This is a genomic window from Corynebacterium sp. MSK218, from assembly GCF_030232655.1.
Lineage (GTDB): Bacteria > Actinomycetota > Actinomycetes > Mycobacteriales > Mycobacteriaceae > Corynebacterium.
Genome location: NZ_JASPGN010000010.1, coordinates 1 through 26,317, shown reverse-complemented (window position 1 = coordinate 26,317; position 26,317 = coordinate 1). Strand labels below are relative to the sequence as shown.

Sequence of the window (26,317 nt, the reverse complement as noted above, 5' to 3'; positions counted from 1 at the left end):
CGGGTGATTAGGAGATGGTCTCCTTGAGGTGCTCCTCTCGTACCGGCAGGATGAGCAGGAGAGCGATGATGGCCATCGGAACCATGAGCAGAATGACCGGGGTCAGGCCGTCGTTGTAAGCGTTGAGGATGACTTCCTTGATGGGATCCGGCATCTGCGCCACGAGGGCCGGGGTCAGGTTGGAGGAACCGCCCTCGGCGCTAGCAAACTTCTCCGCGAAGGGCTTGCCGGCCTCACCCATGGACTTGATGGCGGCAGGCATGTTGGCGGCCATCTCATCCTTCATATTGTGGATGAAGAGGGAACCCACCAGCGAAGCACCGATGGCGGAACCGATCTGGCGGAAGAAGTTGTTTGCCGCGGTAGCGGTTCCGACGAGAGCAACGGGGAAAGAGTTCTGGACGATGAGGACCAGAACCTGCATGACAAAGCCGAGGCCGATGCCGAAGACAAGGAACTCCGCGCCGAGCTGGGTTAGAGAGGTGTCTGCAGTCAGCTTGGACATCCAGAACAACGTACCGGCGGTGATGGCTAGGCCGATGATGGGGTAGCGCTTGTAGTGGCCGGTACGGGCGATAATGAAGCCAACGGCTGTAGAGGTGCCGATCAAGCCGACCATCATCGGGATCATCATGAGACCCGCCTTCGTTGGGGTCAGGGTGTGGACCATCTGAAGGTAGGTCGGCATGTAGCCCAGCACACCGAACATAGCCAAGCCCAGAACCATGCCGGCAGCGGTGGTGAGAACCATGTTGCGGTTCTTAAACAGCTGCACCGGGATGAGCGGCTCCTTGGCCTTGGACTCCACAAAGATGGTGATGATGGCGCCGATGACCACGGTAATACCAAGACCGATGATGATCGGATCGGACCACTCGTACTGAGTTCCGCCCCACGTCGTCATGAGGATGAGGGATGCGGTGGTGATCGCAATGAAGATTGCGCCGAGGAGATCAAACCTGCGCAGGTCGGTATCGCCAACGCGCAAATGGAGAACCAAGGTACAGACCGTGATGGCGAGCAAACCCAGCGGGATGTTCATCCACATACCCCAGCGCCAGCCCGGGCCGTCTGTAAACCAACCGCCCAGGACTGGGCCAAGGACGGAGGACAGGCCGAAGACGCCACCCATGATGCCCATGAACTTGCCGCGCTCACGGGAAGTGGTGACCTCCGCAATGATGGATTGGGAGGAGATCATCATGAAACCAGCACCGAAACCCTGTACCGCACGTCCAATAATGAGCAGATTCATGGTGTCGGCGAAGCCGCCAAGCGCGGAACCGATAACAAAGATAGCAATGCCACCAATGTAGAGCCACTTGCGGCCCATCATGTCGCCGAGCTTGCCGGAAATCGGCATGGCAATCGTCATCATGACCAAGAAAGCGGAGATGACCCAGCTCATGTGGTCGACGCCGCCGAGCTCACCCACGATGGTGGGAAGGGCAGTGGCGAAAATCATCTGGCCCAGGGAGCTCATCAGCATGGTGAGCACGAGGGCAGAGAAAACGAGGGCAAGGTTGTGCTCGGGCTTGTTATTGTCGGCCGGAGAGGCCGGCTGAGCCGCGGTATCTACCATGTCAGTCCTTTCGAAAAATCGTAAATGAGTGTGAGCGCAGATTCAAAGCGTTGCTCAAAGGGGATGTCGCAGCTGAAATCCGGCGATGCTGTGGCTAACCAGAAGGCTTCCCTAATTGCGGAGGAAATGAGAATGGCCTCCGTCTCAGCAGCGATAGAGGGCATGAGTTGCAAGTCAGGATCTTTACGTAGACGCTCTGTGATAAGTCCTAGGATTTCGTTGGACTTGGCGCGCTTTCGGCTTAGCGACGCCGCCGCGGCGTCAGCATCACCGGAAATCCGGCGGCGACGTTCCGTAATCACGTTATCGACGTGTTGGCCAACGAGGTGGTCCTTGACAAGGTCAACTACCAGCCTGAAGACGCTGTCAGTGGGAGTGTTGAGGAATGTGCTCTTCTGTTCTTTCGTGAATTCGTGGCTCGGGGCACCGAGCACGGCGGAATCCTTGGAATCGAAATAGTTGAAAAAGGTGCGCCGAGAAATCCCCGATGCGTCACAGATCTCCTCAACGGTAACGTCGGCGAATCCACGCTCGTCCACCAAGCGGGTGGCGGCGTCTTCGATTCGCAGGCGCGTCTTGAGACGCTTCTGCTCGCGTAATGACATTTCTTCTTGCACAGAGTGCAACAGTACACCGAGTGCAAGTTTGCACCAAGTGTAATCACGGTGATGTTTGAGAAAATGCAATGAATCTATGGCATAGGACACCAAGGTGGCGTGCGGTTGGCAAAACGACGAAGCCGCCCTCCCAAAGGAGGGCGGCGCCGTGAACGGTGCGGGACCTTTTAGAAGTCGTCGCGGTCGCGGTTGGTCATGGTAAGAACGTTGAGGCGCTCATCGAGCTCTTCCTCAGTGAGGTTCTCGCCATCCACGAAGCCGAGGTCGATGACTGCCTCGCGGACAGTGATCTTCTCGTGCAGTGCGTGCTTAGCGGCCTTGGCGGCGTTTTCGTAGCCAATCTTGGAGTTCAGCGGGGTCACGATGGAAGTGGAGGACTCCGCGAACTTCTTCATGCGCTCCTCGTTGGCCTCAATGCCGTCGATGCACTTCTCAGCGAAGACACGAGAGACGTTCGCCAGCAGGCGGGAAGACTCGAGGACGTTGCGGGCCATCATCGGGATGTAGACGTTGAGCTCGAACTGGCCGTTGGAGCCACCGAAAGCAACAGCTGCGTCATTACCGATTACCTGGCTGACCACCATGGTGGCAGCCTCACACAGAACCGGGTTGACCTTGCCCGGCATGATGGAGGAGCCCGGCTGCAGATCCTTGAGGTGGATCTCTGCCAAACCAGTCAGCGGGCCGGAGCCCATCAAACGGATATCGTTGGCAATCTTGTTGAGGGAGATAGCCACGGTGCGCATTGCACCGGAGAACTCAACGAGGGCATCGCGCGCAGCCTGTGCCTCGAAGTGGTTCTTGGCTTCAGACAGCTCCTTCACGCCGGTGAGCTTCACGAGCTCCTCGGTGACCTTGGCGCCGAAGTCAGCGGAGGTATTCAATCCGGTACCGGTTGCGGTGCCGCCGATGGCCAGCTCGCCCAAACGCGGAAGGGTAGCTTCGATGCGCTCGATGCCGAGTTCAATCTGGCGTGCGTATCCGCCGAACTCCTGGCCCAAGGTGACCGGGGTAGCGTCCATGAGGTGGGTACGGCCGGACTTCACCACATCGGCGAACTGCTTGGCCTTCGCCACGAGGGACTCGTGGAGGACCTTAAGACCCGGAATGAGGTCATTGACAGCAGCTTCGGTAGCAGCCACGTGGGTAGCAGTGGGGAAGGTGTCATTGGAGGACTGGCCCATGTTCACGTGGTCATTCGGGTGAATCTCCACGCCATTGTTGTGAGCAATGGAGGCGATGACCTCGTTGGTGTTCATGTTGGAGGAGGTGCCGGAACCGGTCTGGAAGACATCGATGGGGAAAGCGTCATCGTGCTTGCCTTCAGCAATCTCGGTCGCAGCAGCGATGATGGCATCGGCCTTCTCCGCATCCAGCTTGCCGGAGTCCTTGTTCACCTGAGCGCATGCGGCCTTGAGAAGGCCAAGCGCGCGAATCTGAGCAGACTCCAGGCCGCGGCCGGAGATTGGGAAGTTCTCCACTGCGCGCTGGGTCTGGGCGCGCCACAGAGCGTCAACCGGAACCTTGACCTCGCCCATGGTGTCGTGCTCAATGCGGTATTCAGTCATGAAGTCACCTTTTCTTGTGAAGTGAAATGAGTTGGGGGATTAAGTGTGTGCCGTGGCACGGCATTGACCGCTACCGTAGCACTCTTATGAGGCGTGTGGACTAGCCTTCCTCATCGTGCGGATTGGTGTAGTCCACAACGGAGTATTCCTGCAGCTTGGCCAGCTTATGGATGGAGTCCACGTAGCGGATGGTTCCGGACTTGGAGCGCATAACGAGGGAGCGGGTAGTCGCACCATTCTTGCGGTAGGACACGCCACGCAGCATGTCACCATTGGTGACGCCGGTGGCGGCGAAGTAGCAGTTCTCGGAGGAGACCAAGTCGTTGGTGGTGAGCACGCGGTCGAGGTCATGGCCAGCCTGGCGAGCCTTTTCTGCTTCCTCTTCATCCTTCGGCCACAGCTTGCCCTGGATTTCGCCACCCATGCACTTCATGGCGCAGGCGGTGATGATGCCCTCCGGGGTTCCGCCAATGCCCATCATGAGGTCAATAGAGTTACTGTCCTGGCAGGTAGCGATAGCACCAGCTACGTCACCATCCATGATGAGACGGACCTTCGCACCGGCCTCACGGATCTCCTTGATGAGCTGCTCGTGGCGCGGGCGATCGAGCACCACAACAGTCAGGTCGGAGGCCTTAATGCCCTTGGCCTTGGCCACGGACTTCACGTTCCAGGCAACGGACTCGTTGATGTCAATGGAACCGACGGCATCCGGGCCCACGGCAATCTTCTGCATGTAGAAAACAGCGGACGGGTCATACATGGTGCCGCGCTCAGCAGCGGCGATGACAGAAATAGCGTTCGGGCGGCCCTCTGCCATGAGGCGGGTGCCGTCCACGGGGTCCACGGCGATATCCATTTCAGCGCCCTGGCCGGTGCCGACCTGTTCGCCATTAAAGAGCATCGGGGCTTCGTCCTTTTCACCCTCACCAATGACAACGACACCGTTCATTTCAACGGAGTTGATGAGCTTGCGCATGGCATCCACCGCAGCGCCGTCGCCTTCATTCTTCTGTCCGCGGCCAACCCAGCGACCCGAAGCCAAAGCAGCAGCCTCGGTGACGCGCACCAGCTCCATGGCTAGGTTGCGGTCGGGGATATAAGACGTGTTATCGGACATGTGTGATTGGTCCCTTTCTTTTCAGGTGGCTCAGCCCGGGGTGGGGGAATTACCCGGCATACATTTTCTATTCTTCCACTTTTATGGTGAATCCAAGCCCGAATGCCTCCCCCAGATGTGGGATTGGGGGTGATAGTGACTGAAACTGCAGGTGGATGGCCGGTGTCGCGTTCGTGGGAGGCGGCGTGCGATACTAAGCGGGTGGCTGCTGAAGAGAAACCAAAAATTTTCGAGGGCGCGCGTGACATCACCCTGAGCGTCGGCGTCATTCTCATCATGATGTTCGCCGCGGTGGGCGCAACGGGCCTGTGTTCGATTAACCCGGAAAAGTCGGCGCCGGTGCAGGACGTCGACGCCGCGACCTTCCTAGAAATGGAAGCACGCGGAAGCGGTGCCGCTATCCGTGAACCGGCGTTGCCGGAGGGATGGCAGCCTAATGCAGCGCGCCGCAAGCAGATGGGCGCTGAGACTGGCTCCGTGGTGAGCTGGCTGACCCCGAGTGAGGGGTACGTTGAGTCGGCGCAGACACAGCTGGCGCTTGGCGACGTCCCCTCGGCCTACGACTCCCACTACCGCGGACACTCCGAGCACCGAGAGGTAGCTGGCCAAGACGTCGAAATCCTGAGCAGCGATGATAAAGATGTTCGCCCTCTATGGATCACTGATTTGGGCGATGCCCGCCTCGTCCTGACGGGCTCTGCCTCGGACGCTGATTACGAGACGGCGTTGACTGCCTTTGCGGAGGCGGAGCCGCTTAAGATTGCCGAAGACGGCAGCGTCATCAGCGGAAACTAACGCGCTGAAGCGTACCGTTCCAGTCCACGTCGACATTATCGCCGACAGTCTGGTTGAGAGATTCCTCGTCGAGACCACTCAGGCGCGTCTTGCCTAAGTACACATCGACCTTTTCGTGCTGTGACTTGCCGGGGAAAAGAGTAATCTCAGCGAGCTTGTCCTGAACAAAGCGCAGAACAATCGAGCCCGAAAAGTAGCTGATTTCCTCACCATGATCCGTATGCGGGGCGCCGAAAAACTCCTCGGCGAGGCGGCGGGGGTCACCAAAAGCCAAGGAACCTGCTCCACCGGACTTAGAGACGAAATCGACACGATCACTCGGGTATCCGTAGATTTTCATCTAGGCCTCCTCTGCTTCCACATTTGCTACGTCTTGTTCGTTGTTCTTGCGCAAAGCTTCCTCCACGCGCTTGGAGGCGCCATCGAGGTGTGCCTCGCAGGCTTTGGCTAGAGCTTCACCGCGCTCCCAATATTTCAGGGACTCATCGAGGCCCATCTGTCCCAGCTCTAGAATCTTCACGGTTTCAATAAGCTCATCACGAGCCTGCTCGTAGCTCAGTTCCTCAACTGGCGGGAATGCGTCCTGGCCGGGCTGCCCGGTGCCAATGGTGTCAGTCATGGTTGTTCCTATCTGTTTCTTCTTGCGTTGTGTGCTTATGTCGTTTGTGCTTCGTGTAGGGAGCTTAGTCTGCTGGTTGAGAAGCCATCGCCGCTGCGGTGATGGAGCCATCGCCGACGCGGATGCGCAGCTGTGACCCCGGAGGTGATTGCTCATAACTTGTGACCACCTCGGGCCCACTCCCGTCGCGCGGGACGACCTGCACGATGGCATAGCCGCGCTCTAGGGTGGCCGAGGGACCCAAAGCAGAGACTCGAGCGCGCAGCGAAGCGACCTGGTTGCTTTCCCGATCTAAGTGATGCGTAACGACGCGGCGGATGAGCGACACATGGCGCTCCAGCTCCTCGCGGCGGGCATTAATCGGCACCATAGGGTCCGCCAGAACCGGACGCGAGCGGATGTTTTCCAGCCCTCGGCGCTCACGTTCAACCCACCCGCGGAGTGCGGCCGCCATGCGGGAGCGGGCTTCATCAATGAGCGCGTATTCTTCGGCTGCGGAAGGGACAACGCGCTTAGCGGCATCAGTCGGGGTAGCAGCGCGGAGATCGGCGACATCATCAAGCACGGGGTGGTCTGGCTCGTGACCGATAGCTGACACCACGGGAGTGCGGGCCTCCGCGACCGCACGCTGGAGGGCTTCCTCGGAAAAGGGAAGCAGGTCTTCGACCGAGCCACCGCCGCGGGCGATGATAATGACATCGACCTCCGGGTTGGCGTCGAGAGTCCGCAGTGCATCCACGACCTGCGTCACGGCCGTAGCGCCTTGCACCGCAGTATTGATGACTTCAAACTGTACCGCCGGCCAGCGGTCCTGCGCCACGGAGAGAACATCGCGCTCGGCATGAGAACCACGCCCGGTAATAAGGCCGATCTTTTTCGGCAAATAGGGCAGCGGCAGCTTGCGGGAAGGATCGCACAAACCCTCCTGGCGCAAGCGTTGGCGCAGCATCTCCACGCGAGCCAGGAGGTCACCGATGCCCACGTGGCGAATCTCGGTGACCCATAGTGAGAAGCTGCCGCGACCGGCATAAAAGACCGGTTTGCCGTAGACCACAACGCGGTCACCATCCTTGAGCGGTGACGGGGAGTTGCGGATAAGCGAGGTATTGCACGTGAGCTGTACGGATTTCTCCTGCTCTACATCGCGCAGCGTGATGTAGGACAGCTTCCACGTCGGTTTCATGTTGAGCTGGGTAATCTGCCCTTCGACCCAGAGAAAACCGAGACGCTCAATCCAGCCTTTGACCTGGTCATTGACCTTGCCAACGGGCCACGGTGCCTCCGCGGAATTAGCCGGTTGGTTCACGCGTAGTCCTTCCTTTGTGCTGTGTTCTGCGTACAGTCTAGGAGGTGCCTCGGACATTCACTGCCAGCGGGCAGGGATGCTCGGGAGGTAACTACAGTATGCGGCGGTTTTTCGATACTCTTGGTGCCATGACTGAAACTGCCAAGAAGGTGCTCCTGGCGGCTCCACGCGGCTACTGTGCCGGCGTTGACCGTGCAGTTGAGACTGTAGAAAAGGCGCTGGAGAAGTACGGCGCACCCATCTACGTGCGCAAGCAGATCGTGCACAACCGCTTTGTCGTGGAATCGCTAGCCAAGCGTGGCGTCATCTTCGTCGAGGAAGCCTCCGAGGCTCCCGAAGGTGCACACTTGGTCTTCTCTGCCCACGGCATTGCCCCGAGCGTGCGTAAGGAAGCACAAGAGCGCAAGCAGCTGACGCTTGACGCCACGTGCCCGCTGGTGACCAAGGTCCACAAAGAAGCGCAGCGTTTCGAGCGCGATGGCTACCACATTCTCCTCGTGGGCCACGAAGGCCATGAAGAGGTGGAAGGTACCGCCGGTGAGGCGCCGGATGTGACGCACTTGGTGGATGGCATCGAGGGCGTCGATAAGCTGCCAGATTTCCTACAGAACGAGAAGTTGATCTGGCTTTCCCAGACCACTTTGTCGGTGGACGAGACCATCGAGATTGTCAATAAGCTGCGCGAGCGTTTCCCGCACTTGGAGAACCCGCCGTCAGACGATATTTGCTACGCCACCCAGAACCGCCAGGAGTCGGTTAAGGCGATTGCCCCGAAGTGCGACCTCATGATTGTCGTGGGTTCCCAGAACTCCTCGAATTCCAAGCGCCTCGTGGAGGTAGCGCTGGAGGCAGGATCGACAACGTCCTACCTCGTGGATTTTGCCTCCGAGATTGAGGAGGCCTGGCTGGAGGGCGTTAACACCGTGGGCGTGACCTGTGGCGCTTCCGTACCTGAGCTTCTCGTACGTGAGGTCCTCGAGTTCCTTGATGAACGTGGCTACAGCGATGTGGAGCAGGTAACGACCTCGACGGAGACCATTACCTTCTCCCTGCCGCGCGATCTGCGCCCGGCACGTACTGGGCGCTAATTCTCTGCGTTAGTCCTCGTAGAGGTTGTCGTCGAGATTCTGCTGAGGGCGCCGCTGTGTGCGGCGCGCGTTCTCTGCAGATTCGGCCGCAGCGCGAAGGAAATCCTCGCGCTCATCCATGTCGGGGGAAGCTTGACGGCGCTTTTCGCGTTCCTCTGCCTGCAGGCGCCGGCGTTCGTCGCGGTCACGCTCACGCACGCGGGTGTTTTCACGTGCCACAAGTTCAGCCACGGAGAGACGTTCGGAGCGATTGCGCTGATCTGCGGCAATGTCTGCGCGACGTTTCTGTTGGGCCTCGGCCTCGCGGCTCTTGGCGTGGTTGTCGCTGCGCCATGCGCGCAACACTGCGAGAAGCGCACACGCAAGCACCGTTACGATGAGGACAGGGAAGTGCTGGACAAGGGGGAACGCAGAGGTCAGTAGCGCCGTCTTGGAAAAAGGCGACGCACCTTCCGGCAGCGCGGCGGTGGAGTTGATGAAGCCAGCGCCGACTGTGCCGAGAGCATAGAACAACGGCACGCTTATGACCGTCATGTAGAGGCCGCGGGTCTCCACGAGCCAGGTGACGGCGAGCGAACCAAGGCCAAAAATCAGCGCGAAGGGCAATCCAACGCGGCCCAGCACGCCAGAGACTGCCATGGCCACGAGCACCACGACGAGCGCTACAAGAAGAGCTCGAACGGTGGGCATCCCGCGGCGGGGTGGGCGGCGACGATTTTTGGCAACTGACACGCCGAAAGAGTTTACCGGGATCGGAGCCGGAAACGTTAGTCATTGTGGGCGCGCCGCGGCCATGACTCGACGCTTCGCGGTTCGCGGGGCAGGCGGTCCACCCGGGCGGGGATGTCCATCTCCTTGAGCCGGCGCGCGGTGACACCGACGCGGGAATCTAGGCTGGCCAGGCTAGCGTTATAGGCTTCGACGGCACGCTCCAGACCGCGCCCCACCTTGTCATAGTGTTCGTTGAGCGTATTGAGCCGTGTATAGAGCTCACGCCCCAATCGTTGGACTTCACGGGCTTTGTCGGAGATCTCCTCGTGCTGCCAGCTCACCGCCACGGTCCTTAAGAGTGCAAAAAGCGTGCTGGGAGTAGCGATGACGATGTTGTGCTCGAAGGCGAACTCGAGCAGTTCGGCATCAACAGCCAACGCCGCATCCACAAATGTGTCCGCGGGAACGAACAGGACGACGAACTGCGGGGTAGGAGAGAAGGCGTCAATGTAGTCTTTGCCGGACAGTGCCTGCACATGAGTGCGCATGAGGTGGGCATGGCGACGCAGAAATCCCGCGCGGTCCTCGGGATCGTCGCTATCCATAGCATCGAGGTAGGCGCTAAGGGGAACTTTGGCATCGACAACGATGTTGCGGCCACCGGCCAAGTGTATGACCAAGTCCGGGCGCACAGCTGTGCCGTTGATATAGGCGGTGACCTGGGAATCAAAATCCACGTGCTTGCGCATACCGCCGAGCTCGACGACTCGTTCCAGCTGAACCTCGCCCCAGCGCCCGCGCACATTAGGTGAGCGCAGAGCGCCAACGAGTTTGTCGGTGCGGTCAGACAAACGCGTAGAGGTACGAGTAACTGCTTGGACCTGGCTGCTGAGCGCCGCAAGCGAGGTAGCGCGGTCTTCTTCGATCTCTTGGAGCTGAAGCCCTAGTCGGTCCATGGCCTTCTCTAATGGTGCGAGCTCTGCTTGGCGGCGTTGCGATTCCTGCAGTGCGCGATGCTCTTCTGATGGTTGCGCGGACTGTGCGGAGTAGGCGCGGGCCAGCCAGCCCAGAACAGCACCGATGATGAGGCCAAGGAAAAGGAGCAGCACGGGAAGAGTGGACGTCATGCCTGTCATCATGGCATGCGTCCCGGACATCGAGTGCTAGTTTTTATCCTTCGACTGCAACATCTGTTCGAGTGCTCCAATAGCGCGTTTGATGCCAGCACGGGCGCCGCTGTCTCTATCGCTCAAGTCTGCATCGACATCAACCTTGCGGTCCAGTGCGCTAGTTCCGTCGGTTGAGACGTCATCCGCAGCTCCCTCGGGCGCAACGTGGTCAGGGATGGACAGCCATTTTTCCCGCTTGCGGTCACCTTGCTCTTGGGTATAGCGCCCGATAAGGAACCCTGCCACGGTGGAGAACTGCAGGTCCTCCGCAGTGCGCTCGCCGGATTGCAGCATCATCATGTCTTGGAAGTAGCGATAGACCACCGCGATGGTGGCCGCTGCCGGTACGGCGAGGAAGCCACCAACGAGTCCGAAGAGAGCAGAGCCCACTGTGACCGAAATGAGCACGATAACCGGGTGCAGGTTCATGGCCTTCGACTGCAACCAAGGGGAAAGCACATTGCCCTCGAGCTGCTGGACCAACAGGACAAGGCCGAGCACGAGAAGTGCTTTGGTGAATCCCAAGGACACCAGCGCGATGGTCACGGAGAGCGCACCCGCCACGATTGCGCCGACAAACGGGATAAACCCAGCGATAAACGTAATGATCGCCAAGGCCATAGCCAAAGGAACGCCGATGAGTGCGAGGCCGAGACCGATGAAGACAGCATCAACTGCGGAGACGACCGCCTGCGCACGCACGAAACCGCCCAGCGTCGTCCACACGCGGGTCAGCAGTTCTGTGAGGTGCCAGCCGGTACGGCGGCCGGTAGCGTCGCGCAACCAGGGCAGGAAGTTGTGGCCGTCCTTGAGGAAGAAGAAGGTAAGCACCACGATGATGAACAACGTCACCACGATGGACGTTGCCGTACCGATTCCGGTGAACACGGAACCCGCGATGGAACCTGCCTGGCGCTGTAGCCACAAGGCAACTTCATCGATATAAACACCGATTTCATCCGGGTCAAGGTTAAGCGGCGGACCTTGGGCCCACAGCTGCAGGCGTTGAATGCCTTCGACCGTCTGCAGGTACAGCGTCTGGGATTGCCGCGCGAAGTCAGGCGCGATGAACACAAAAAGTGATCCAACGGCGGTAAAGGACACCAAAATTGTGATCGCTGCTGCCAGCGCCGAGGGCAAACCTTTTCGGCGCATGGCGCTCGCTATGGGAGCCAGCACGGTGCAAATGATCAGCGCGATGAGCACGGGGAGGATGCCGCGCCAGAAATTACCCAGCATCCGGAAGGAGGCATAGAGGAAGAGTCCGATGATGAACAGACGCAGCGCCCACAGAGAGGTGGACTTGATAACCTCACCAACCACCACGGAGCGGTCCACCTGATTGCCGGGTGGGTGTGGGGAGACGTCGTCAAGCGTGGCGGCGTCGACAGAATCGTCGAAGCGCCCGCCGAGCGCTGCCTCCGCAGCGGCGAGCTCGGGGGAGGAGTGCTGAGGGGTTGACTGATCGGAACTCACCCCACCATCTTGCCTTAAAAGATCCGGGGTGCGTTAGGATTGGCCCCGTGAGTCTTACACTAGGAATCGTCGGCCTGCCCAACGTGGGCAAGTCCACGTTGTTTAATGCCCTGACCCGTTCCGACATTCTGGCTGCGAACTACCCGTTCGCCACCATCGAGCCGAATGTTGGCCTCGTTGAGCTTCCTGATTCCCGCCTGAACCGCCTTGCGGAGATCTTTAGCTCCGAGCGTATCCTCCCTGCCACCGTGTCCTTCGTGGATATCGCCGGCATCGTCGAAGGCGCGTCCAAGGGCGAAGGTATGGGTAATGCCTTCCTGGCCAACATCCGTGAAGCAGATGCCATCTGCCAGGTTGTGCGTGCCTTCGCTGATGACAACGTCATCCACGTCGACGGTGAGGTTAACCCGGCGCATGACATCTCCGTGATCAACACCGAGCTCATCCTTGCAGACCTCCAGACTATTGAGAAGGCCTTGCCGCGTCTGGAGAAGGAAGCCAAGAAGAATAAGGAACTGACGGAGACTGTCGAGGAAACCAAGAAGGCGCAGGCCATCCTGGAGGATGACCGTACCCTCTTCGCCGCCTCCAAGAGCAATGAGATTGACCTGGCTCTGCTGCGCGACTTGCACCTTATGACCGCGAAGCCTTTCCTGTACGTCTTCAATTCTGATGAAGAAGTATTGACTGATGATGCCAAGAAGGAAGAACTCCGCCAGCTTGTCGCTCCGGCGGAGTGCGTCTTCCTCGACGCTCAGACTGAGACCGAGCTTCTTGAGCTCGACGAGGCCGAGGCGATGGAGCTGCTGGAGTCTGTAGGCCAAGAGGAGCCTGGTTTGGCGACGTTAGCCAAGGCCGGTTTCGCTACCCTCGGCCTGCAGACCTACCTGACCGCCGGCCCGAAGGAAGCCCGCGCATGGACTATCAAGCAGGGCTCTGCCGCACCTCAGGCAGCCGGTGTTATCCACACCGACTTTGAGAAGAAGTTCATCAAGGCCGAAATTGTGTCCTTCGATGACCTTGATGCCGCCGGTTCCATGGCCGAAGCCCGCAATGCCGGCAAGGTCCGCCAAGAAGGCAAGGAATACATCATGCAGGATGGCGACGTCTGCGACTTCAAGATCGGCGGCTAGCATGCCGCGCTATCGGTGCGCCCTAATACTTCTGTAGCTTCGGTGGGGCGCAGCGATGGTCAGTTCATCCCGAATCACAACCTGTGCTAGCTCTCCATTGCGGACTGCAGAACGGAGAGCACTGTACGCCGCGCATCAGAATCGTCGAGGTGTGAATCCACCAGCGTGACGAGTGCTTCAAGGACGAGCAGGAAGGCCACGCGAGAGGCGTCGGCAAGCTCGGCTCGGAATGTCCCATCGGGGGAGGGGATAACCAGCGTGAAGGCAGCCAGCTCCGCTAGCGGTGATGACGTAAACGAGGTCAGCGCAATGATGGTCGCTCCCGCCTCGTGAGCTGCAGTAGCGGCGTTGAGCGTGAGTGTGGTGGCCCCAGAGCCAGAGACAACGAGACACACGCACTCGGAATCGAGCTGTGTTGCTGCGATGTGCTGGCCCATGGCTTCGCCCACAAACTCAGCTGGACGTCCAATGCTGGTGAGTCGCAGTGCCGTGGTGTGCGCCAGAGGCGCGGAAAGACCGTTGCCTACGACAAGGACGCGCTTCGCGCCTGACAATGCGGCAACCGTGGACGAAAGCTCTTGTTCATCGAGGAGCGCAGTAAGCCCGTGGAGATAATTGCTGAAGGCGGCAATCTCGGCGGACATACGGCCGACATGAGTGGAATCGGAGTCGGGAAGCGGCTGAGGGCGCTGTGCAATTTCCTGAGTGAGAGCCACACGTAGTTGCTGGTAGCCGTCGTAGCCGAGTGCCTTCGCCGTGCGGATAACCGAGGTGCGGGAGGTACCGACCTTAGCTGCCAGCTGATCAGCGGTGGCGTGGAGGACATAGTCCATGTCCTTCAGGATGGCCTGGGCAACGCGCTGCTCGATGGGCTGCAAGCTGGGCATGCGTGTGGTGATGTGCGCGGAGGGCGGGGCAGTGTTAGTCATAGGGGGTAGAAATAAGGCTTAAGTAAACTTAGCAGCCACGATTCGGCGGCGGATGGCACCGGAGATGGCGTCGATAGACATGGTGATGATGACGACGACGATGAGCAGGACGCCCACGACGTCCCACTGGCGGTATTGTGTATAGCCGGTCAACATATCGCCGATTCCGCCCACACCGATGAGGCCGAGAACGGCGGACGTACGCACGTTGATCTCAAAGCGATAGAGTGCTAGGGATGCCAGTTCAGGTTGGACGATAGGCCATGTTCCCCAGCGGACCATTTCTGCAAGAGTACCGCCAGAGGCTTTGACGGCCTCAGCCGGACCGGTCGGCGCGGTTTCAATCGATTCATAAGTCCACTTTGCATGCGTACCGATGCCTCCGATAGCCAAGGCGAGAGCGCCCGTAAAGGGCGTGAGGCCAGTGACCGTCAGGATGATGATGGCGATGATAATTTCTGGTACCGCGCGGATGATGGCGAAGACCGCGCGCAGCGGAAGGCATACCCAACCGGGGGAGACAGTATTCGCAGCGAGTACGCCGAGGATAGTGGACAGCACGACGCCGAGGAGGGCACCAATCCATGCCATGGCCACGGAGCGCCACGTCTGGAGGAGCGCTTCACCAAGCTTGGACCAGTCCGGGTTCGAAAACATGAGTACGAGGTAGTGCCAGATATTGGCGGGGAGCTCTTTGAGCGCGGAGAGGTTGACGTCGATATAACCGAATGACAACGCCAGGATGACAAGAATTACGGCCCAGGCGGCCCCAACGCCCCATCTAGGCGAGCGGGAAGGCAGTGCGGATGGCAACTGTGTTGGAATCGCAGTACTCATCGCAGCCTCTTTCGTAGGTTGACTGACACGATTTCAAGGGCGATGACCACGACGAGTAGCTCTAGCACGATGGCGGAAAGTGCATCGTAGCGGTAGAAGCCGCGGACCTCATCGATGAGCAAACCGATGCCGCCAGCGCCCACGAGGCCCAACACTGCAGAGATACGGACGTTGAGTTCGAGAGAGTAAATGACCTGGCTGGCAAAGGCGGGCCAGGTTTGTGGGAGAGCAGTCACGCGATTGATCTGATTCTGCGTACCACCAGCGGCGCGGCCGGCTTCCATGTAAGAGTCATCAGCGGAGTCGATCGCTTCAGAGACGAGCTTGACCACGATGCCGACGTCGAAAAGCACCAGCGTAATAATGCCGGGGAGGGCGCCCACACCGAGCATGGCGACGAGAATGGTGGCGTACACGAGATCGGGCACCGCGCGGATAACGTTGACGATACCGCGCACGAGTGTACGCCACGGCGTCGACGGATTGGTCGGGCGCGCGGCCCACAACGACAGCGGAAGGGCAATCACCGCGGAGATGGCTGCACCCACCACGGCCATGGCTAGGGTCTCAAGCAGAGGCTCCCACGTGCGCGGAAGGATGGACCAATCCGGGGTAAACATCTGGGCCAGTCGGTCTGCGCCATTGCGCCAGTTGCGCGCGATCTGACCTAGGTCTATCTCAATGCCGCCCCAAGCAGGAATGCACGTGGCGATGGTGAGCGCGAAGAACGCGGTCAGGCCGCCGATTAGTCCGGGCCAATTGCGTGTGCGCGGGGGAAGAACAGCGGTCATTGGGCGCTCCCCAGCTGATCCTCCTCGAGGATGCGGCGGCCATAAATTGCTTCGAAGTCTTGGACGGTGGAGCCTTGGGCAGCTCCGTCAAAGACGATTTTTCCATGCCGGATACCGATGATGCGGGTGGCATAGTCTTGCGCCAAATCGACAAGGTGCAAGTTCACAAGAGTGGTGAGGTCGCGCTCGGCGTTGATGCGGCGCAAGTCCTTCATGACGGAGTGCGCGGTGGGTGGGTCGAGGGAGGCTACCGGTTCATCGGCTAGCATGATGGCCGGTTTTTGAGTCAATGCGCGGGCAATGGCCACGCGTTGTTTTTGACCACCGGACAAGGCGCCGGCTTTGTTCCATGCCTTGTCTAGGATGCCAACGGAATCGAGGGCCATGGCGATGATCTCCTTGTCCTCTTTGGTGGAGATACCGAGCAATGTGCGCCAACCAGGGTTGTGGGAGAAACGGCCAACGAGGACATTGGAAAACACACTCGCGCGATCTGCCAGGTTGAATTCTTGGAAAATCATTCCGATGCGCCCGCGAAGCGTACGCAGCTGGGAACCCTTCGCTGCGGAAATTTCGTGTGGGCCGACAAAGATTTTTCCGGAGGTCGGCTGCACGAGCCCGTTGACGCAGCGGATGAACGTGGATTTTCCGGAACCAGACAGGCCGACGATGGCGACGAATTCACCGGGGGCAATGTCCACGGAGACGTCGTCAAGCGCCAGCGTTCCGTTTGGGTAGCGCACTGAGACATTCTCGAAACGAATGCCCCAGGCCTTCTCCTCCGTCATGGCGAACCTTTCTGAGTGGGAGATGGAAAGTCGAGGACGGCAAACCTACTGTGCGAAGCGTTCGTTGACCTTGCGCGCCATGTCGATGGACTCCTTCTTGGCCGGAACCCAGTCGGTGATATCGAAAATGGCGGACATGGTGTCTGGGTCTACTTCAGAGAAACCATCCATGAGGTCGGTGATTTCCTTGCGGCGTTCCTCCGGAACATCATCAGAAATCACGACTCCGCCGTTTGGGTACATGTCTGTGTATCCGAAGACGACGAGTTTCTCAGCCAAATCAGGGGCCTCGGAAGAGTCGATAGTGGAGCGGGCGTCCCAGAAGCTGAAGCCCACTTCAGCGTCACCGTTGTAGACGGCCATGATGGAAGCATCGTTGGAGGTCACCGGGACCTTCTTGAGGCTGTCAACATCGATACCCTGAGATTCCATGGCCATGACCGGCAGCTGGTAGCCGGCCGGGGAGGTAGCGCCGAGCATGGCGACAGTGGTCTCTCCATCAATCTTCTTGAGTGCTTCAAGGCCCTTCGGGCCTTGGCCTTTGTTTTCTTCCGGAGTAGCGGTGCCGTTGCAGTAGAGGTAGTCAGTGTCGTTGGCTGCATACGTTGAGGCAACCGGCTTGTCCTTGCAGTACTTGTCCGGGTTGTTAGTGACGAACTGGCCGGCGTAGGAATCCGCGCCGAAGCGTTCGTCCTGCAGTACGGCGTGAGCACCGTACATGTCTTCGGCAGAGGCCAGCTGGGCGGCGGAGGCGATGGCGATGTCTGCTTGGCCGGAGCCAATGGCTTCGACGGCGGCTTGGTAATCCTTAGTGACAACGCCTTCGACCTCGACGCCGAGCTCCTTAGACAGGTAGTCGGTCAACGGCTTTGCGGTGGTGACGAGGTCATTGACTTTCTCATTCGGAATTAGTGCCAGGGTGAGCTTTTCGTCGGATCCTTTGGCGGAATCTGAATTGTTCTCAGAGTCGGACGAGCAGGCGGTCAGGGAAAGAGAGAGAGTCAAAGCGGTGGCGGCGAGGGCAGTGAAACGGCGCATGGTGAGAATCTTTCTGTGTGGTTACAAGCTGGCAGTGAGCTCGGGAAGGATGTCGGTGACGCGCTGTACGCGCCAAGTTGGGTTAGCTCCTGGGGAGTCGGCGAATGGCGAGTCAACGAGCACGGTGCGCCCGCCCATAGCAGCCACGGGTGCGAGGTCAAACTCCCAGATATCGCCGAAGGAAACAATGGTGGTCGGATTTGTCTCGGCAAGAGCGGTGGAGAGGAGGCGGGTCAGGCCCTGCGGCTTACCTACCCTGGTGAAAATGGAATCAAACGACTCCTTGAGATCAAGAGTGCGGAGAGCTGCGTCGAGACCAATCTCCGGAGAGTTAGTGGCCAGGATCGCGCGGCCGGGGTAAGACGCGAGAAACTCGGAGAGCCCTTCTGGAGCCCTAATGCCGGTGTCAGCGAGGTTCTCCCGAGACGCCATGTAGGCCTCCTGGCAGGTCTCTTCCGGCACGTTTAGTTCGGCAGCGAGGGTGCGCACCAGGTGGTAGCCGTCGCGCGCTTTACCGACGTCACCGGACCGTAGCCGAGCTTCTGCGTCGTCAACGATGGATGGATGGCCAGACTTCTCAGCGATGCGGCGGGCATAGGTCAGTACGGGGCCGTGGCCGAGGCTGATGGTGCCGTCGAAATCAAAGAGAAGAACCGGTGGGGTTATGTCTATGGACATGAAGTACAAACTAACGCCCCTTTATGTACTTTTCGACCACAGGTGGTAAACACTTGGTGAACAGTGCGTGCACACTGGCCTTTGGTAATCTCAAGGGCTGTAGAAAATCTCTCTTTGAAAGCTGACGCCATGTCTCTTCCATCCGAGCAACTGCTGCTCGAGCGCTTCATGAAGCTCTCTATCGCTACTGCAGTGGCCACGATCGCGCTCAAGGTCATCGCTGCCGCGGTGACGGGATCGGTGGGCTTTCTTTCCGACGCCCTCGAATCCGGAGTTAACCTCGTCGCCGCCGTTGTGGGGTTTGTGGCCATCAAAATTGCGGCAAAGCCAGCCGATGCGAACCATCAATTCGGTCACGGTAAGGCCGAGTATGTGTCTGCGCTGGTCGAGGGTGTGATGATTTTCGTCGCGGCGGCGATGATTATCTACACGGCCATTCGACGAGTTCTGGATCCGCAGCCGCTGGAGCAGCCTGGGCTTGGCCTCCTGCTGTCGCTCGTGGCTTCCTTGCTGAACCTGGGCGTGGGCCTTCTGCTTGTGCGCGCGGGAAAGCAGCATCGTTCGGCCACCTTGCAGGCGGACGGAAAGCACCTGCTTACCGACGTCTGGACATCCGTCGGCGTCCTCCTCGGCATCGGCGCGGTCAGCCGCACGGACTGGTTGTGGCTCGACCCAGTCATCGCGTTTGCAGTGGGCCTCAATATTTTGTGGACGGGCTACAAGCTGCTCAAAGAATCGTTGAGCTCCCTGTTGTCGGAGTCTTTGCCCAAGGAAGAACACGCGCAGCTTGATACCCTCCTCAACGAACTAGAGGAGCGCCATGATGTGGAATTTACCTCGCGCCGTACCGTTGCTTCCGGCCGCAACCGCTTGGTGTATCTCACGATGGATGTCCCCGGCCAGTGGACAGTACTGCACTCGCACACCATCGCCGACAGAATCGAGGATGCCATCGACGATCTATTCCCCGGTGCTGAGGTCTTTATTCACGCCGAGCCCGCTGGAACGGTTCACCGCCGGATTCTGCGCATGCCGTAACGCTTGCAGCTAGCGCAGGCTGGCCACGCCGCGCCCGCCTTCCATGACCCACGGCCAACTCAGACCGTTCTTGGTGAGGACATTGACGCGGATCTCATCGGGGACAATCCAGTCCTTGTTGGCATAGCCCAGCAAGTATTCGTCGAACGCAGGCAGCTCGAGTCGTAGTTCTAGGGCAGTACGGATGTCCTCCGCAGTAACATCTTCCTGCCAAGTGGCCATCCAGAAGTCTTGACCATCGTGGCGAGTGAGTCGGGCATCTGCCGACTTCAAGGCTGTGGTGGCTTGAGTCTTGCTGAGCTTTGACCACGCTTGGAGGTCTTCTGCCGAGACCGGACCATGACCTGAGATATACCGTTGGCCAAGTTCGTGAAGGGGCTGCGCAGGCTCGTGCTGGGCAACGGGAAGTGCATCGACGTGGAGAAAAGTTTCCTGGTTGCCGTGCTTGGGGCCTTGGACGAGGTCACCTGCCCCGCCGAAGGCACGCAGTAAGTGGGAGCCGCGACCTTCTGTGGGATCCACGCCTGTCTCGGCGAAAAGCTCATAGACCTGCGCGCGGGTTAATGGTGTGGTCGCTGCGTTGTGGAGGGCCTCAGAGCACGCCTCAAACATCTCTTCGCTGAGCCCTAGGCTGGGGCGCCGAGACTTCTGACTGGACGCGATGCGCGGATACAGCAGGCGAGACATCCAGCGGACGTCGGCAGCCGGCATGAAGTGCAACGTGCCGCGCTGCGGCCAGCAGCGCACCACGCGGTAGCTTTTTATCTCTTCCAGAACCTTGTCATCGTCACATCCGGCGCGCAGGGAAAGCGCACGAACACCAGCGTCGTAGGTCTGTCCCTGCAGGGCGAGGAGCTGTTCGGCGACGTCAAGTGCCGAAACGGCCTGTGGGCGGGCTGCCGATGGCGCTAGCCCTTGGGCAATGAGCCGGCGTGCTAGGAGTTCGTCACGAGTAAGTTCGTACATGCCGTCTACCTTAAAGCCGGAATGCCTTCATCAGCTGCATGCCCGTGGAAACCAAGGCACGGAAGCGTTCCGGCGAGATGTACTCCGACGGTGCCAAGGGATGCAGTCGCTGTTCAGCCACGGTGCGCTCGTTGGCCCATAGGCGCATGCCGGTGATGCCATGACGGTGGTTAAGTCCTGACTCCTTGACGCCGCCGCCAGGGGCCGCGATGGAGCCGTAGGCGGCAGCAAAGCCCTCGTTGATGTTGACCATGCCGGCCTCCAGCTGGGAAGCGACCTTCCACGCGCGACGGGAATTGCCGGACCAGACAGAGGCGGAGAGACCGTAGGTGGTGTCGTTGGCGCGCTGGATGGCTTCGGCATCGGAGCTCACCGGGTATACCGCCAGAACTGGGCCGAAGGTTTCCGCGGCATAGAGGTCCATTTCTGGGGTGACGTCCGTGAGTACGGTGGGTTCGTAGAAGAAAGGCCCAAGGTCTGGGCGGTGCTTGCTGCCCGTGACCACGGTGGCGCTTTTGTCAACGGCGTCCTGTACATGGGCTTGCACCGCGTCGAGCTGGCGCTGCGAAGTCAGCGAGCCGATGGTTGCGGCATCGGAGAAGGAAGCCCCTAAAACCTGCTGTTCTAAAGCGTTCGTGAGTTCCGTTAGGAACTCGTCGAAGATGCTCTCGTGCACGTAGGCTCGTTCGGCGGACATGCACAGCTGCCCAGAGGAGGAGAATGCGGTGCGCACGGCGCCCTGGGCGGTGGATTTCAGGGGGGCGTCGTCAAGTACCAGCATCGGATTCTTTCCGCCCAGCTCTAGCATGGTGGGGATCAGGCGCCCTGCGGCCTGGGTGGCAATCGACTTGCCTGCCTTCGTCGAGCCAGTGAAGGAAAGACCATCGACGAGGGGAATGAGGGCATCGCCCACCTCCGCTCCGTTTCCAGGAACGAGTTGCCAGGCGGCCTCCGGAAGTCCAGCTTCAATGGCTAGACGCCTGAGCAGGATGGCCGTCAGCGTGGTTTGAGAATCCGGTTTGTGCACTACGGCATTGCCCGCAGAGAGCGCGGCCAGCACGTCGCCCACTCCGAGGGAGAGCGGATAGTTCCACGGCGAGATGAGTCCCACCACGCCTAGCGGGTAGTGCTGGGTGCGGGTTGTCGTGAGCACAGGCAGCGCGCCCGGGTGGCGGTCCGCGCCGAAGGCCTTGCGGATGTTGACCGCGTAGAAGCGCGCGCAGTTATAAAGGTCCATGAGCTCGTCGTAGGCGTGGGCGCGGGATTTGCCATTTTCTGCCTGAATGAGGTCGAGGATGAGCTCCTCGTTCTCGTGGACGAGGTCGTGCAGGCGCAGCAGGATGGCAGCCCGATTGCCTTGGCCCACGCCAGCACGGGCATACTCGACGGCCCGTTCCACGTCGTGCGCGGTAGCGGTAGGGAAGCTGAAAAGCTCCTCGCCAGTAAAAGGAACGTGAGCGTGGTGCTCTTCGCCGGTGCCGCGGACATCGCGGGCTGGGTTAGTGTCGAGGAAATTCTGGACGCGCTGGGGGAGACGAGTCTGGGTGAAAGTTTTCATGGTGACCATTGTCCCAAAAATATTTCGGATCGCTACATGTTTTTCGAGATTTGGCTCACAAACCTAAATGTGAGTGGTTAGGATAACTTCATGGCAATCCTTTCCACTATCCCCAGTCGGGACGTTCGGTCAGCGATAGAACCGCTCGTGCGATCGGGCAAACGCTCGGCGCCTTGTGGAGTCATTGACCTCGAAGCGTTTGATTACAATGCCCAACAGATGCCGCGGCGTGCCGGGGGACTGCCCATTCGCGTCGCCTCCAAATCGGTGCGCAGCGTAGCGGCGTTGCGCCGAGCGCTTTCACACGACGGTTACCAAGGGATCCTTGCCTACTCGGTACCCGAAGCTCTTCACCTGGTCGCAGAAGGTTTTAGGGATATTGTCGTGGCCTACCCGAGCGTCAATCGGAGGGCGCTGGCAGAGCTTGCCGCCTCCGATATCGCGCGCGAGGCAGTCACGATCATGGTGGATAGCGTTGAGCTCCTGGAGCTACTTCCAGGCCCTGTGAAGGTGGCCATTGATATCGATTGCACGCTCCATCTTCCGGGTGCTGTAGTGGGCCCGCGTCGCTCGCCCATACGGGAACCGGAACAGGTCACGGAACTTGCGCGGAACATTATTCGCCGTGGCCACCGGCTCGTAGGCCTCATGGCTTATGAGGGACAGGTGGCGTCGGTCGCGGATGGCCTTCCCGGTCCGGTAGGTGCGGTGAAGCGTTGGTTGCGCACGCGTTCCATGGCAGACCTGGCGCCGCGTCGCCGCGCCTGCGTGGAAGCTGCACGCGCGGTTGCCGATATTGAATTCGTCAACGGTGGCGGCACCGGCAGCCTCCAGGAATCGGCAGCCGAGGGCACGCTTACTGAGCTCGCCGCAGGTTCGGGCTTTTATACCCCGGCTATTTTCGACGACTTCACTGGCATCACACACAAGGCAGCCGCCTTTTTCGTGTGCCAGGTTTCCCGTGTGCCTGCTCCTGGGTGGGCCACGGTCAACTCTGGTGGCTGGATTGCGTCGGGGCCGCCCGCCAAGGACCGCGTGCCGGTCCCCGTGTGGCCGCAGGGCCTTCATTACTCCAGCACCGAAGGCGCCGGGGAGGTACAGACGCCCCTTCGAGGCGTGGACATGAACGTCGAAGACCTGGTGTGGTTCCGCCATGCCAAGGCCGGAGAAATGACAGAAAACGTTGACCACCTTCTCGCAGTGGGGGAGAGCGGTATCGAAGAATGGGACACCTATCGAGGACAAGGATGGACACTGCGATGACCACAACCACTTTCACTAACTGGGCTGGTTCGGTCACGACGAAACCGGCGGAGTTCCTCCAGCCCACGCGCATTGATGAGATTCCAGGCATCATTACCCGTTCCCGCAGCGTACGAACTGTCGGTGCGGGACACTCTTTTTCTCCCGTGGCAGCAGGGGAGGAGACGATGCTTAATCTGGACCACTTGCGTGGCTTGGTGGGTGTCGATAAGCAGCGCAAACGCGTCCGATTCCTCGCTGGCACTCGGCTTCGTGATGTCCCAGCCCTTCTGCGTCCCTATGGGTTGGCGCTGGCCAATCAAGGTGATGTCGATCCGCAGTCTCTTGCGGGTGCCATTTCGACGTCGACCCACGGCACCGGCATCAATTACACGGGGTTTGCCGGCACGGTGACGGGCCTGACGCTTATCGACGCCGACGGTAACACCCGCACCTACTCCCTCGATGGGGACCCAGACCTTCTCCGTCTCATCGTGGTGAGTATCGGTGCACTCGGAGTGGTTGTCGAGGTGGAGATGCAGTGTGTCGATGCTTTTGACCTGCAAGCGGAGGAATCCGGTATCGACTTTGACGAGCTTATGGACAATTGGGAGGAATTGTCGCGCGGCGTCGACCACTTCGAGTCCTATTGGTTCCCGCATACAGACCGCGCCATGGTCAAGGCCAACACACGGTTGGTACCGGGTGATGAGCGCCGCCCGCGCCTCAAGCAGTTCGTCGATGACGAACTCATTGGTAATGGAGCTTTTGCTGCGGCCCTGGCGCTGGGTCGGTGAGTACCCGCAGCCATTCCGGCCCTTAACCGCTTTGCCACTGCGGTCATTTCCCACAATCGCTATCGCGCCCCTGCCCACGAGGTGTTTGTGAGCCCGCGACGCGTGCGTTTCCACGAGATGGAGTACGCCGTGCCGCTTGCCGACGGCCCCGCGACCGTCCGCGAGATTCGCCGCTTTATCGACGCTCAAGACTGGCGCATCGGATTCCCCATGGAGCTGCGCACCACTGCGGCTGACGACGTCGCGCTCTCGACGGCCAACGGCCGGGAATCGATGTACATTGCCTTCCACATTCCCCGAGTGCTTAATCCGCAGGACTATATGCCGAAGATTGAACCCATCCTCCGTGCCGCGGGCGGGCGACCGCACTGGGGCAAAATGAACACACTCGGCCGTGAGGACTTTGCTCAACTTTATACAAGATTTAACGAGTTCTGTGAGCTGCGTGAAGAAATGGATCCACAGTGGCGATTTGGCTCTCCCTACCTGCAGAAAGTATTTGGGTAGCGCTTTCTGAGTGATTCTTTCCGGGCGTTCTTAAGTTCGAAAGTATCTATGATCTTTGATAGCGTTATGGAGTCCAAATTCCATAGCGCTGCCTAAGAAGGTGTCTCAAACGTCCTCTGAATCCCAGTCCCTCATTACGCCGACATTCGTGTTTGCATGGTTGGTAAATTTCGCCCAATTTACGGTTTTCTATCTGCTCGTGACCATTATGGCGCTCTATGCCATTGAGCAGTTTCAGGCGTCTGATACGGCTGGCGGATTCGCGTCGAGTGCCTTCGTAGTTGGGGCAACTATTGCCAGGCTTTTCTCTGGCTATATCGTCGACGCGGTGGGGCGTAAGCGAACTCTTGTGGTCTCGCTCATCGTTGTCACAATAGCTATGGCCTTGTATTTTCCGGCGCAGTCTCTTCCACTTCTTTTCGTGGTCCGCATCTTGCACGGTTTGGGCTACGCGATTGCCTCTACAGCTGTCATGGCCGTAGCGCAATCAGTGATTCCAGACCATCGCCGCGCCGAAGGTACAGGCTACTTTGCGCTGGGCACTACGTTAGCTACCGCATTTGGGCCTGCAGCAGGTTTGGCGATCGCACACAACGCAGGTTATAACGCGGTGTTCACCGTGGCGTTGACGTTGACGGCCGTAGCCCTCGCTTTGGGGCTAGTGGTTAAAGCGCCTGTTCAGGAGCAACGTAGCGTTAGCTTTTCCCTGGGCAATATCGTGCACCCAAGAGTCGCGCCATTCGGTGTCTTTATCCTCTCTATTGGTGTGGCTTACACCGGCATTATTACCTTTCTTAACGGCTACTCTTCCGAAACCGGCCTTGAGCGAGGAGCAAGCTACTTCTTCCTAGCCTATGCCGTGGTCAGCCTCATTCTGCGCTTTGTCCTGGGTAAGCTCCAGGACCGCCGTGGCGACAACATCATTATCTACAGCTCTCTTGTGTTCTTTATCGCGGGTCTTGCCGTGCTTGCGTCCGCTGCTGCTGATTGGCAGGTCATTCTGGCGGGCGCTCTGGTGGGCCTTGGATATGGCTCCATTCTCCCCGCAGGCCAAGCTATCGCCGTGCGTTTGGTGCCGATGCACGAAATGGGCGCCGGTATCTCGACTTTCTTCCTGCTTCTGGATGTCGGTATTGGCTTTGGTCCCATTCTGCTGGGACAAGTTATCTCTGCGACGAGTTACTCCGCAATGTACTGGCTGTTGGCAGCGCTCATGCTTGTGGCGTCTGTGGTCTACTTTTTCGTGCATGGCCGAAAGGACGTCGCGCGTGGCGACGTCCGCTACGAGTAGAGCTGACTTTCTTACCCCCGTTGTTTTACATGTGTAGAACCTATACCCCCAGCTCGGCAAGAGTCGAACACATAACCTAAAGCACTGCTCGACACCCCCATGCTTCTTGATTTGTAAAGTTTATCCCCGCAGGCTATAGACCTGATGTGGCGCCACCACTAGGATTGGTTGTAGAACACTTCTTCTAACTAGATTATTTTCGGGGATACGCCAATGAGCACCACCACCATCCTGCCGGACGCCTTCTTTAGCATTACCAACCCTCATAACCCACACGCTGTTGCCCGCAGCATTGCCAGGAAAGCCACCTTTCAGGCCTGGCTTAGTGGCAAACCACAGCTTGAAGACGATATTGATACCACAGCGCTGAGCCTGGTTAACGCCTGGGCGCTGACCGAGGGACACATCAAAGCAGGACTTAGAGCCCTCCACCGGCTGGATACCCTGCCGAAGGTTAAGGCCTTGCAAGAAGAGCACTATGTGCTTGATATCGAATCCCTTATCGCTATTGACCAGCCCATGTCAGCTCTTGCCGGGCCTACCACTGCCACACTGGCGCTTATTGATGGCATGCTGGAAGACTACTTCACCCCCACCACACCCAACCAGGCTTTTCCCACTCGTAGTCAAATTCGCCGCAAAGTCCGCGACCTGTGCAAAGCGCTCGATGACA

Annotated in this window: 24 protein-coding genes and 2 pseudogenes; 8 read left to right on the top strand and 18 right to left on the bottom strand. The window is 59.3% G+C overall.

Features of this window, described 5'->3' with window-relative positions:
* Nucleotides 1-7: 7 nt before the first annotated feature.
* The 4 genes from QP922_RS09205 to glpX form a co-directional block, all read right to left on the bottom strand.
* On the bottom strand, nucleotides 8-1,582 hold the full coding sequence (locus QP922_RS09205; RefSeq protein WP_284809088.1) for an MDR family MFS transporter: 1,575 nt from the start codon (nucleotides 1,580-1,582) through the stop codon (nucleotides 8-10).
* Entirely contained in the window at nucleotides 1,576-2,187 is a 612-nt protein-coding gene (locus QP922_RS09200; protein WP_284809087.1) for a TetR family transcriptional regulator, read from the bottom strand. Before QP922_RS09200 ends, QP922_RS09205 begins: the two co-directional genes overlap by 7 nt.
* A gap of 179 nt (nucleotides 2,188-2,366) precedes the next feature.
* Nucleotides 2,367-3,767, bottom strand: a complete 1,401-nt coding sequence (locus tag QP922_RS09195; RefSeq protein WP_284809086.1) for a class II fumarate hydratase — start codon at nucleotides 3,765-3,767, stop codon at nucleotides 2,367-2,369.
* A gap of 100 nt (nucleotides 3,768-3,867) precedes the next feature.
* Nucleotides 3,868-4,887 (bottom strand): class II fructose-bisphosphatase, encoded by a 1,020-nt coding sequence (gene glpX / locus QP922_RS09190; protein ID WP_284809084.1) that lies wholly within the window; start codon nucleotides 4,885-4,887, stop codon nucleotides 3,868-3,870.
* A gap of 135 nt (nucleotides 4,888-5,022) precedes the next feature.
* Between glpX and QP922_RS09185 the strand changes: the two genes are divergently transcribed.
* Nucleotides 5,023-5,682, top strand: coding sequence for a DUF4245 domain-containing protein (locus QP922_RS09185; RefSeq protein WP_284809083.1), 660 nt, complete (start codon nucleotides 5,023-5,025; stop codon nucleotides 5,680-5,682).
* Here QP922_RS09185 and QP922_RS09180 read toward each other — a convergent pair.
* The 3 genes from QP922_RS09180 to xseA all read right to left on the bottom strand — a co-directional run bounded on the left by QP922_RS09180 (nucleotide 5,669) and on the right by xseA (nucleotide 7,607).
* Nucleotides 5,669-6,022: a hypothetical protein gene (locus QP922_RS09180; RefSeq protein WP_284809082.1), complete on the bottom strand. Its 354-nt coding sequence runs from the start codon at nucleotides 6,020-6,022 to the stop codon at nucleotides 5,669-5,671. The genes QP922_RS09185 and QP922_RS09180 overlap by 14 nt on opposite strands.
* Nucleotides 6,023-6,301 carry an exodeoxyribonuclease VII small subunit gene (locus QP922_RS09175; RefSeq protein WP_284809080.1) on the bottom strand — a complete coding sequence of 93 codons (279 nt, stop codon included), beginning with the start codon at nucleotides 6,299-6,301 and terminating at the stop codon, nucleotides 6,023-6,025.
* A gap of 64 nt (nucleotides 6,302-6,365) precedes the next feature.
* Nucleotides 6,366-7,607: an exodeoxyribonuclease VII large subunit gene (xseA, locus tag QP922_RS09170; RefSeq protein ID WP_284809079.1), complete on the bottom strand. Its 1,242-nt coding sequence runs from the start codon at nucleotides 7,605-7,607 to the stop codon at nucleotides 6,366-6,368.
* A gap of 128 nt (nucleotides 7,608-7,735) precedes the next feature.
* Here xseA and QP922_RS09165 point away from each other — a divergent pair, with 128 nt between their 5' ends.
* Nucleotides 7,736-8,695, top strand: coding sequence for a 4-hydroxy-3-methylbut-2-enyl diphosphate reductase (locus tag QP922_RS09165; RefSeq protein WP_284809077.1), 960 nt, complete (start codon nucleotides 7,736-7,738; stop codon nucleotides 8,693-8,695).
* Between the two features lie 9 nt (nucleotides 8,696-8,704).
* Here QP922_RS09165 and QP922_RS09160 read toward each other — a convergent pair whose 3' ends face one another.
* From QP922_RS09160 to QP922_RS09150, 3 genes are read right to left on the bottom strand one after another with little or no spacing between them, the layout of a single operon-like run.
* Complete coding sequence (locus tag QP922_RS09160) at nucleotides 8,705-9,427, bottom strand: DUF6542 domain-containing protein (RefSeq protein WP_284809076.1); 723 nt, start codon at nucleotides 9,425-9,427, stop codon at nucleotides 8,705-8,707.
* A 35-nt stretch (nucleotides 9,428-9,462) separates the two neighbouring features.
* The gene (locus QP922_RS09155; protein ID WP_284809075.1) at nucleotides 9,463-10,563 is read right to left on the bottom strand and encodes a DNA recombination protein RmuC; all 1,101 of its coding nucleotides are present in this window, start codon (nucleotides 10,561-10,563) and stop codon (nucleotides 9,463-9,465) included.
* 6 nt (nucleotides 10,564-10,569) lie between these two features.
* Nucleotides 10,570-12,051 (bottom strand): AI-2E family transporter, encoded by a 1,482-nt coding sequence (locus QP922_RS09150; protein ID WP_284809072.1) that lies wholly within the window; start codon nucleotides 12,049-12,051, stop codon nucleotides 10,570-10,572.
* Nucleotides 12,052-12,098: 47 nt separating this feature from the next.
* Between QP922_RS09150 and ychF the strand changes: the two genes are divergently transcribed.
* Entirely contained in the window at nucleotides 12,099-13,184 is a 1,086-nt protein-coding gene (gene ychF, locus QP922_RS09145) for a redox-regulated ATPase YchF (RefSeq protein WP_284809070.1), read from the top strand.
* An 86-nt stretch (nucleotides 13,185-13,270) separates the two neighbouring features.
* On the opposite strand, the gene QP922_RS09140 is transcribed toward ychF, so the two are convergent.
* From QP922_RS09140 to QP922_RS09115, 6 genes are read right to left on the bottom strand one after another with little or no spacing between them, the layout of a single operon-like run.
* Nucleotides 13,271-14,113: a MurR/RpiR family transcriptional regulator gene (locus QP922_RS09140; protein ID WP_070671919.1), complete on the bottom strand. Its 843-nt coding sequence runs from the start codon at nucleotides 14,111-14,113 to the stop codon at nucleotides 13,271-13,273.
* Between the two features lie 18 nt (nucleotides 14,114-14,131).
* Nucleotides 14,132-14,950: a phosphonate ABC transporter, permease protein PhnE gene (phnE, locus tag QP922_RS09135; protein WP_284809067.1), complete on the bottom strand. Its 819-nt coding sequence runs from the start codon at nucleotides 14,948-14,950 to the stop codon at nucleotides 14,132-14,134.
* A complete protein-coding gene (gene phnE, locus QP922_RS09130; protein ID WP_284809066.1) occupies nucleotides 14,947-15,741 on the bottom strand; it encodes a phosphonate ABC transporter, permease protein PhnE in 795 nt (264 codons plus the stop codon). The genes phnE (QP922_RS09135) and phnE (QP922_RS09130) overlap by 4 nt, the downstream gene beginning before the upstream one ends.
* Nucleotides 15,738-16,529, bottom strand: coding sequence for a phosphonate ABC transporter ATP-binding protein (gene phnC / locus QP922_RS09125; protein WP_284809064.1), 792 nt, complete (start codon nucleotides 16,527-16,529; stop codon nucleotides 15,738-15,740). The genes phnE (QP922_RS09130) and phnC overlap by 4 nt, the downstream gene beginning before the upstream one ends.
* A 45-nt stretch (nucleotides 16,530-16,574) precedes the next feature.
* A complete protein-coding gene (locus QP922_RS09120) occupies nucleotides 16,575-17,567 on the bottom strand; it encodes a phosphate/phosphite/phosphonate ABC transporter substrate-binding protein (protein ID WP_284809062.1) in 993 nt (330 codons plus the stop codon).
* 21 nt (nucleotides 17,568-17,588) lie between these two features.
* Nucleotides 17,589-18,245, bottom strand: a complete 657-nt coding sequence (locus tag QP922_RS09115) for an HAD family hydrolase (protein ID WP_284809060.1) — start codon at nucleotides 18,243-18,245, stop codon at nucleotides 17,589-17,591.
* Nucleotides 18,246-18,374: 129 nt separating this feature from the next.
* Here QP922_RS09115 and QP922_RS09110 point away from each other — a divergent pair, with 129 nt between their 5' ends.
* Nucleotides 18,375-19,283, top strand: coding sequence for a cation diffusion facilitator family transporter (locus QP922_RS09110; protein ID WP_284809058.1), 909 nt, complete (start codon nucleotides 18,375-18,377; stop codon nucleotides 19,281-19,283).
* Between the two features lie 9 nt (nucleotides 19,284-19,292).
* Here QP922_RS09110 and QP922_RS09105 read toward each other — a convergent pair whose 3' ends face one another.
* Together QP922_RS09105 and QP922_RS09100 are read right to left on the bottom strand one after the other, a co-directional pair.
* A complete protein-coding gene (locus tag QP922_RS09105; protein WP_284809056.1) occupies nucleotides 19,293-20,249 on the bottom strand; it encodes a DNA glycosylase AlkZ-like family protein in 957 nt (318 codons plus the stop codon).
* Nucleotides 20,250-20,259: 10 nt separating this feature from the next.
* Nucleotides 20,260-21,807 (bottom strand): succinic semialdehyde dehydrogenase, encoded by a 1,548-nt coding sequence (locus tag QP922_RS09100; RefSeq protein ID WP_284809054.1) that lies wholly within the window; start codon nucleotides 21,805-21,807, stop codon nucleotides 20,260-20,262.
* A 90-nt stretch (nucleotides 21,808-21,897) separates the two neighbouring features.
* Between QP922_RS09100 and QP922_RS09095 the strand changes: the two genes are divergently transcribed.
* The 4 genes and pseudogenes from QP922_RS09095 to QP922_RS09080 all read left to right on the top strand — a co-directional run.
* Nucleotides 21,898-23,070, top strand: coding sequence for an alanine racemase (locus tag QP922_RS09095; protein ID WP_284809053.1), 1,173 nt, complete (start codon nucleotides 21,898-21,900; stop codon nucleotides 23,068-23,070).
* Nucleotides 23,031-24,353: pseudogene (locus QP922_RS09090) on the top strand (D-arabinono-1,4-lactone oxidase). Before QP922_RS09095 ends, QP922_RS09090 begins: the two are co-directional and overlap by 40 nt.
* A gap of 100 nt (nucleotides 24,354-24,453) precedes the next feature.
* Entirely contained in the window at nucleotides 24,454-25,644 is a 1,191-nt protein-coding gene (locus QP922_RS09085) for an MFS transporter (RefSeq protein ID WP_284809052.1), read from the top strand.
* Between the two features lie 213 nt (nucleotides 25,645-25,857).
* Nucleotides 25,858-26,317: pseudogene (locus tag QP922_RS09080) on the top strand (HNH endonuclease); the annotation flags it as partial.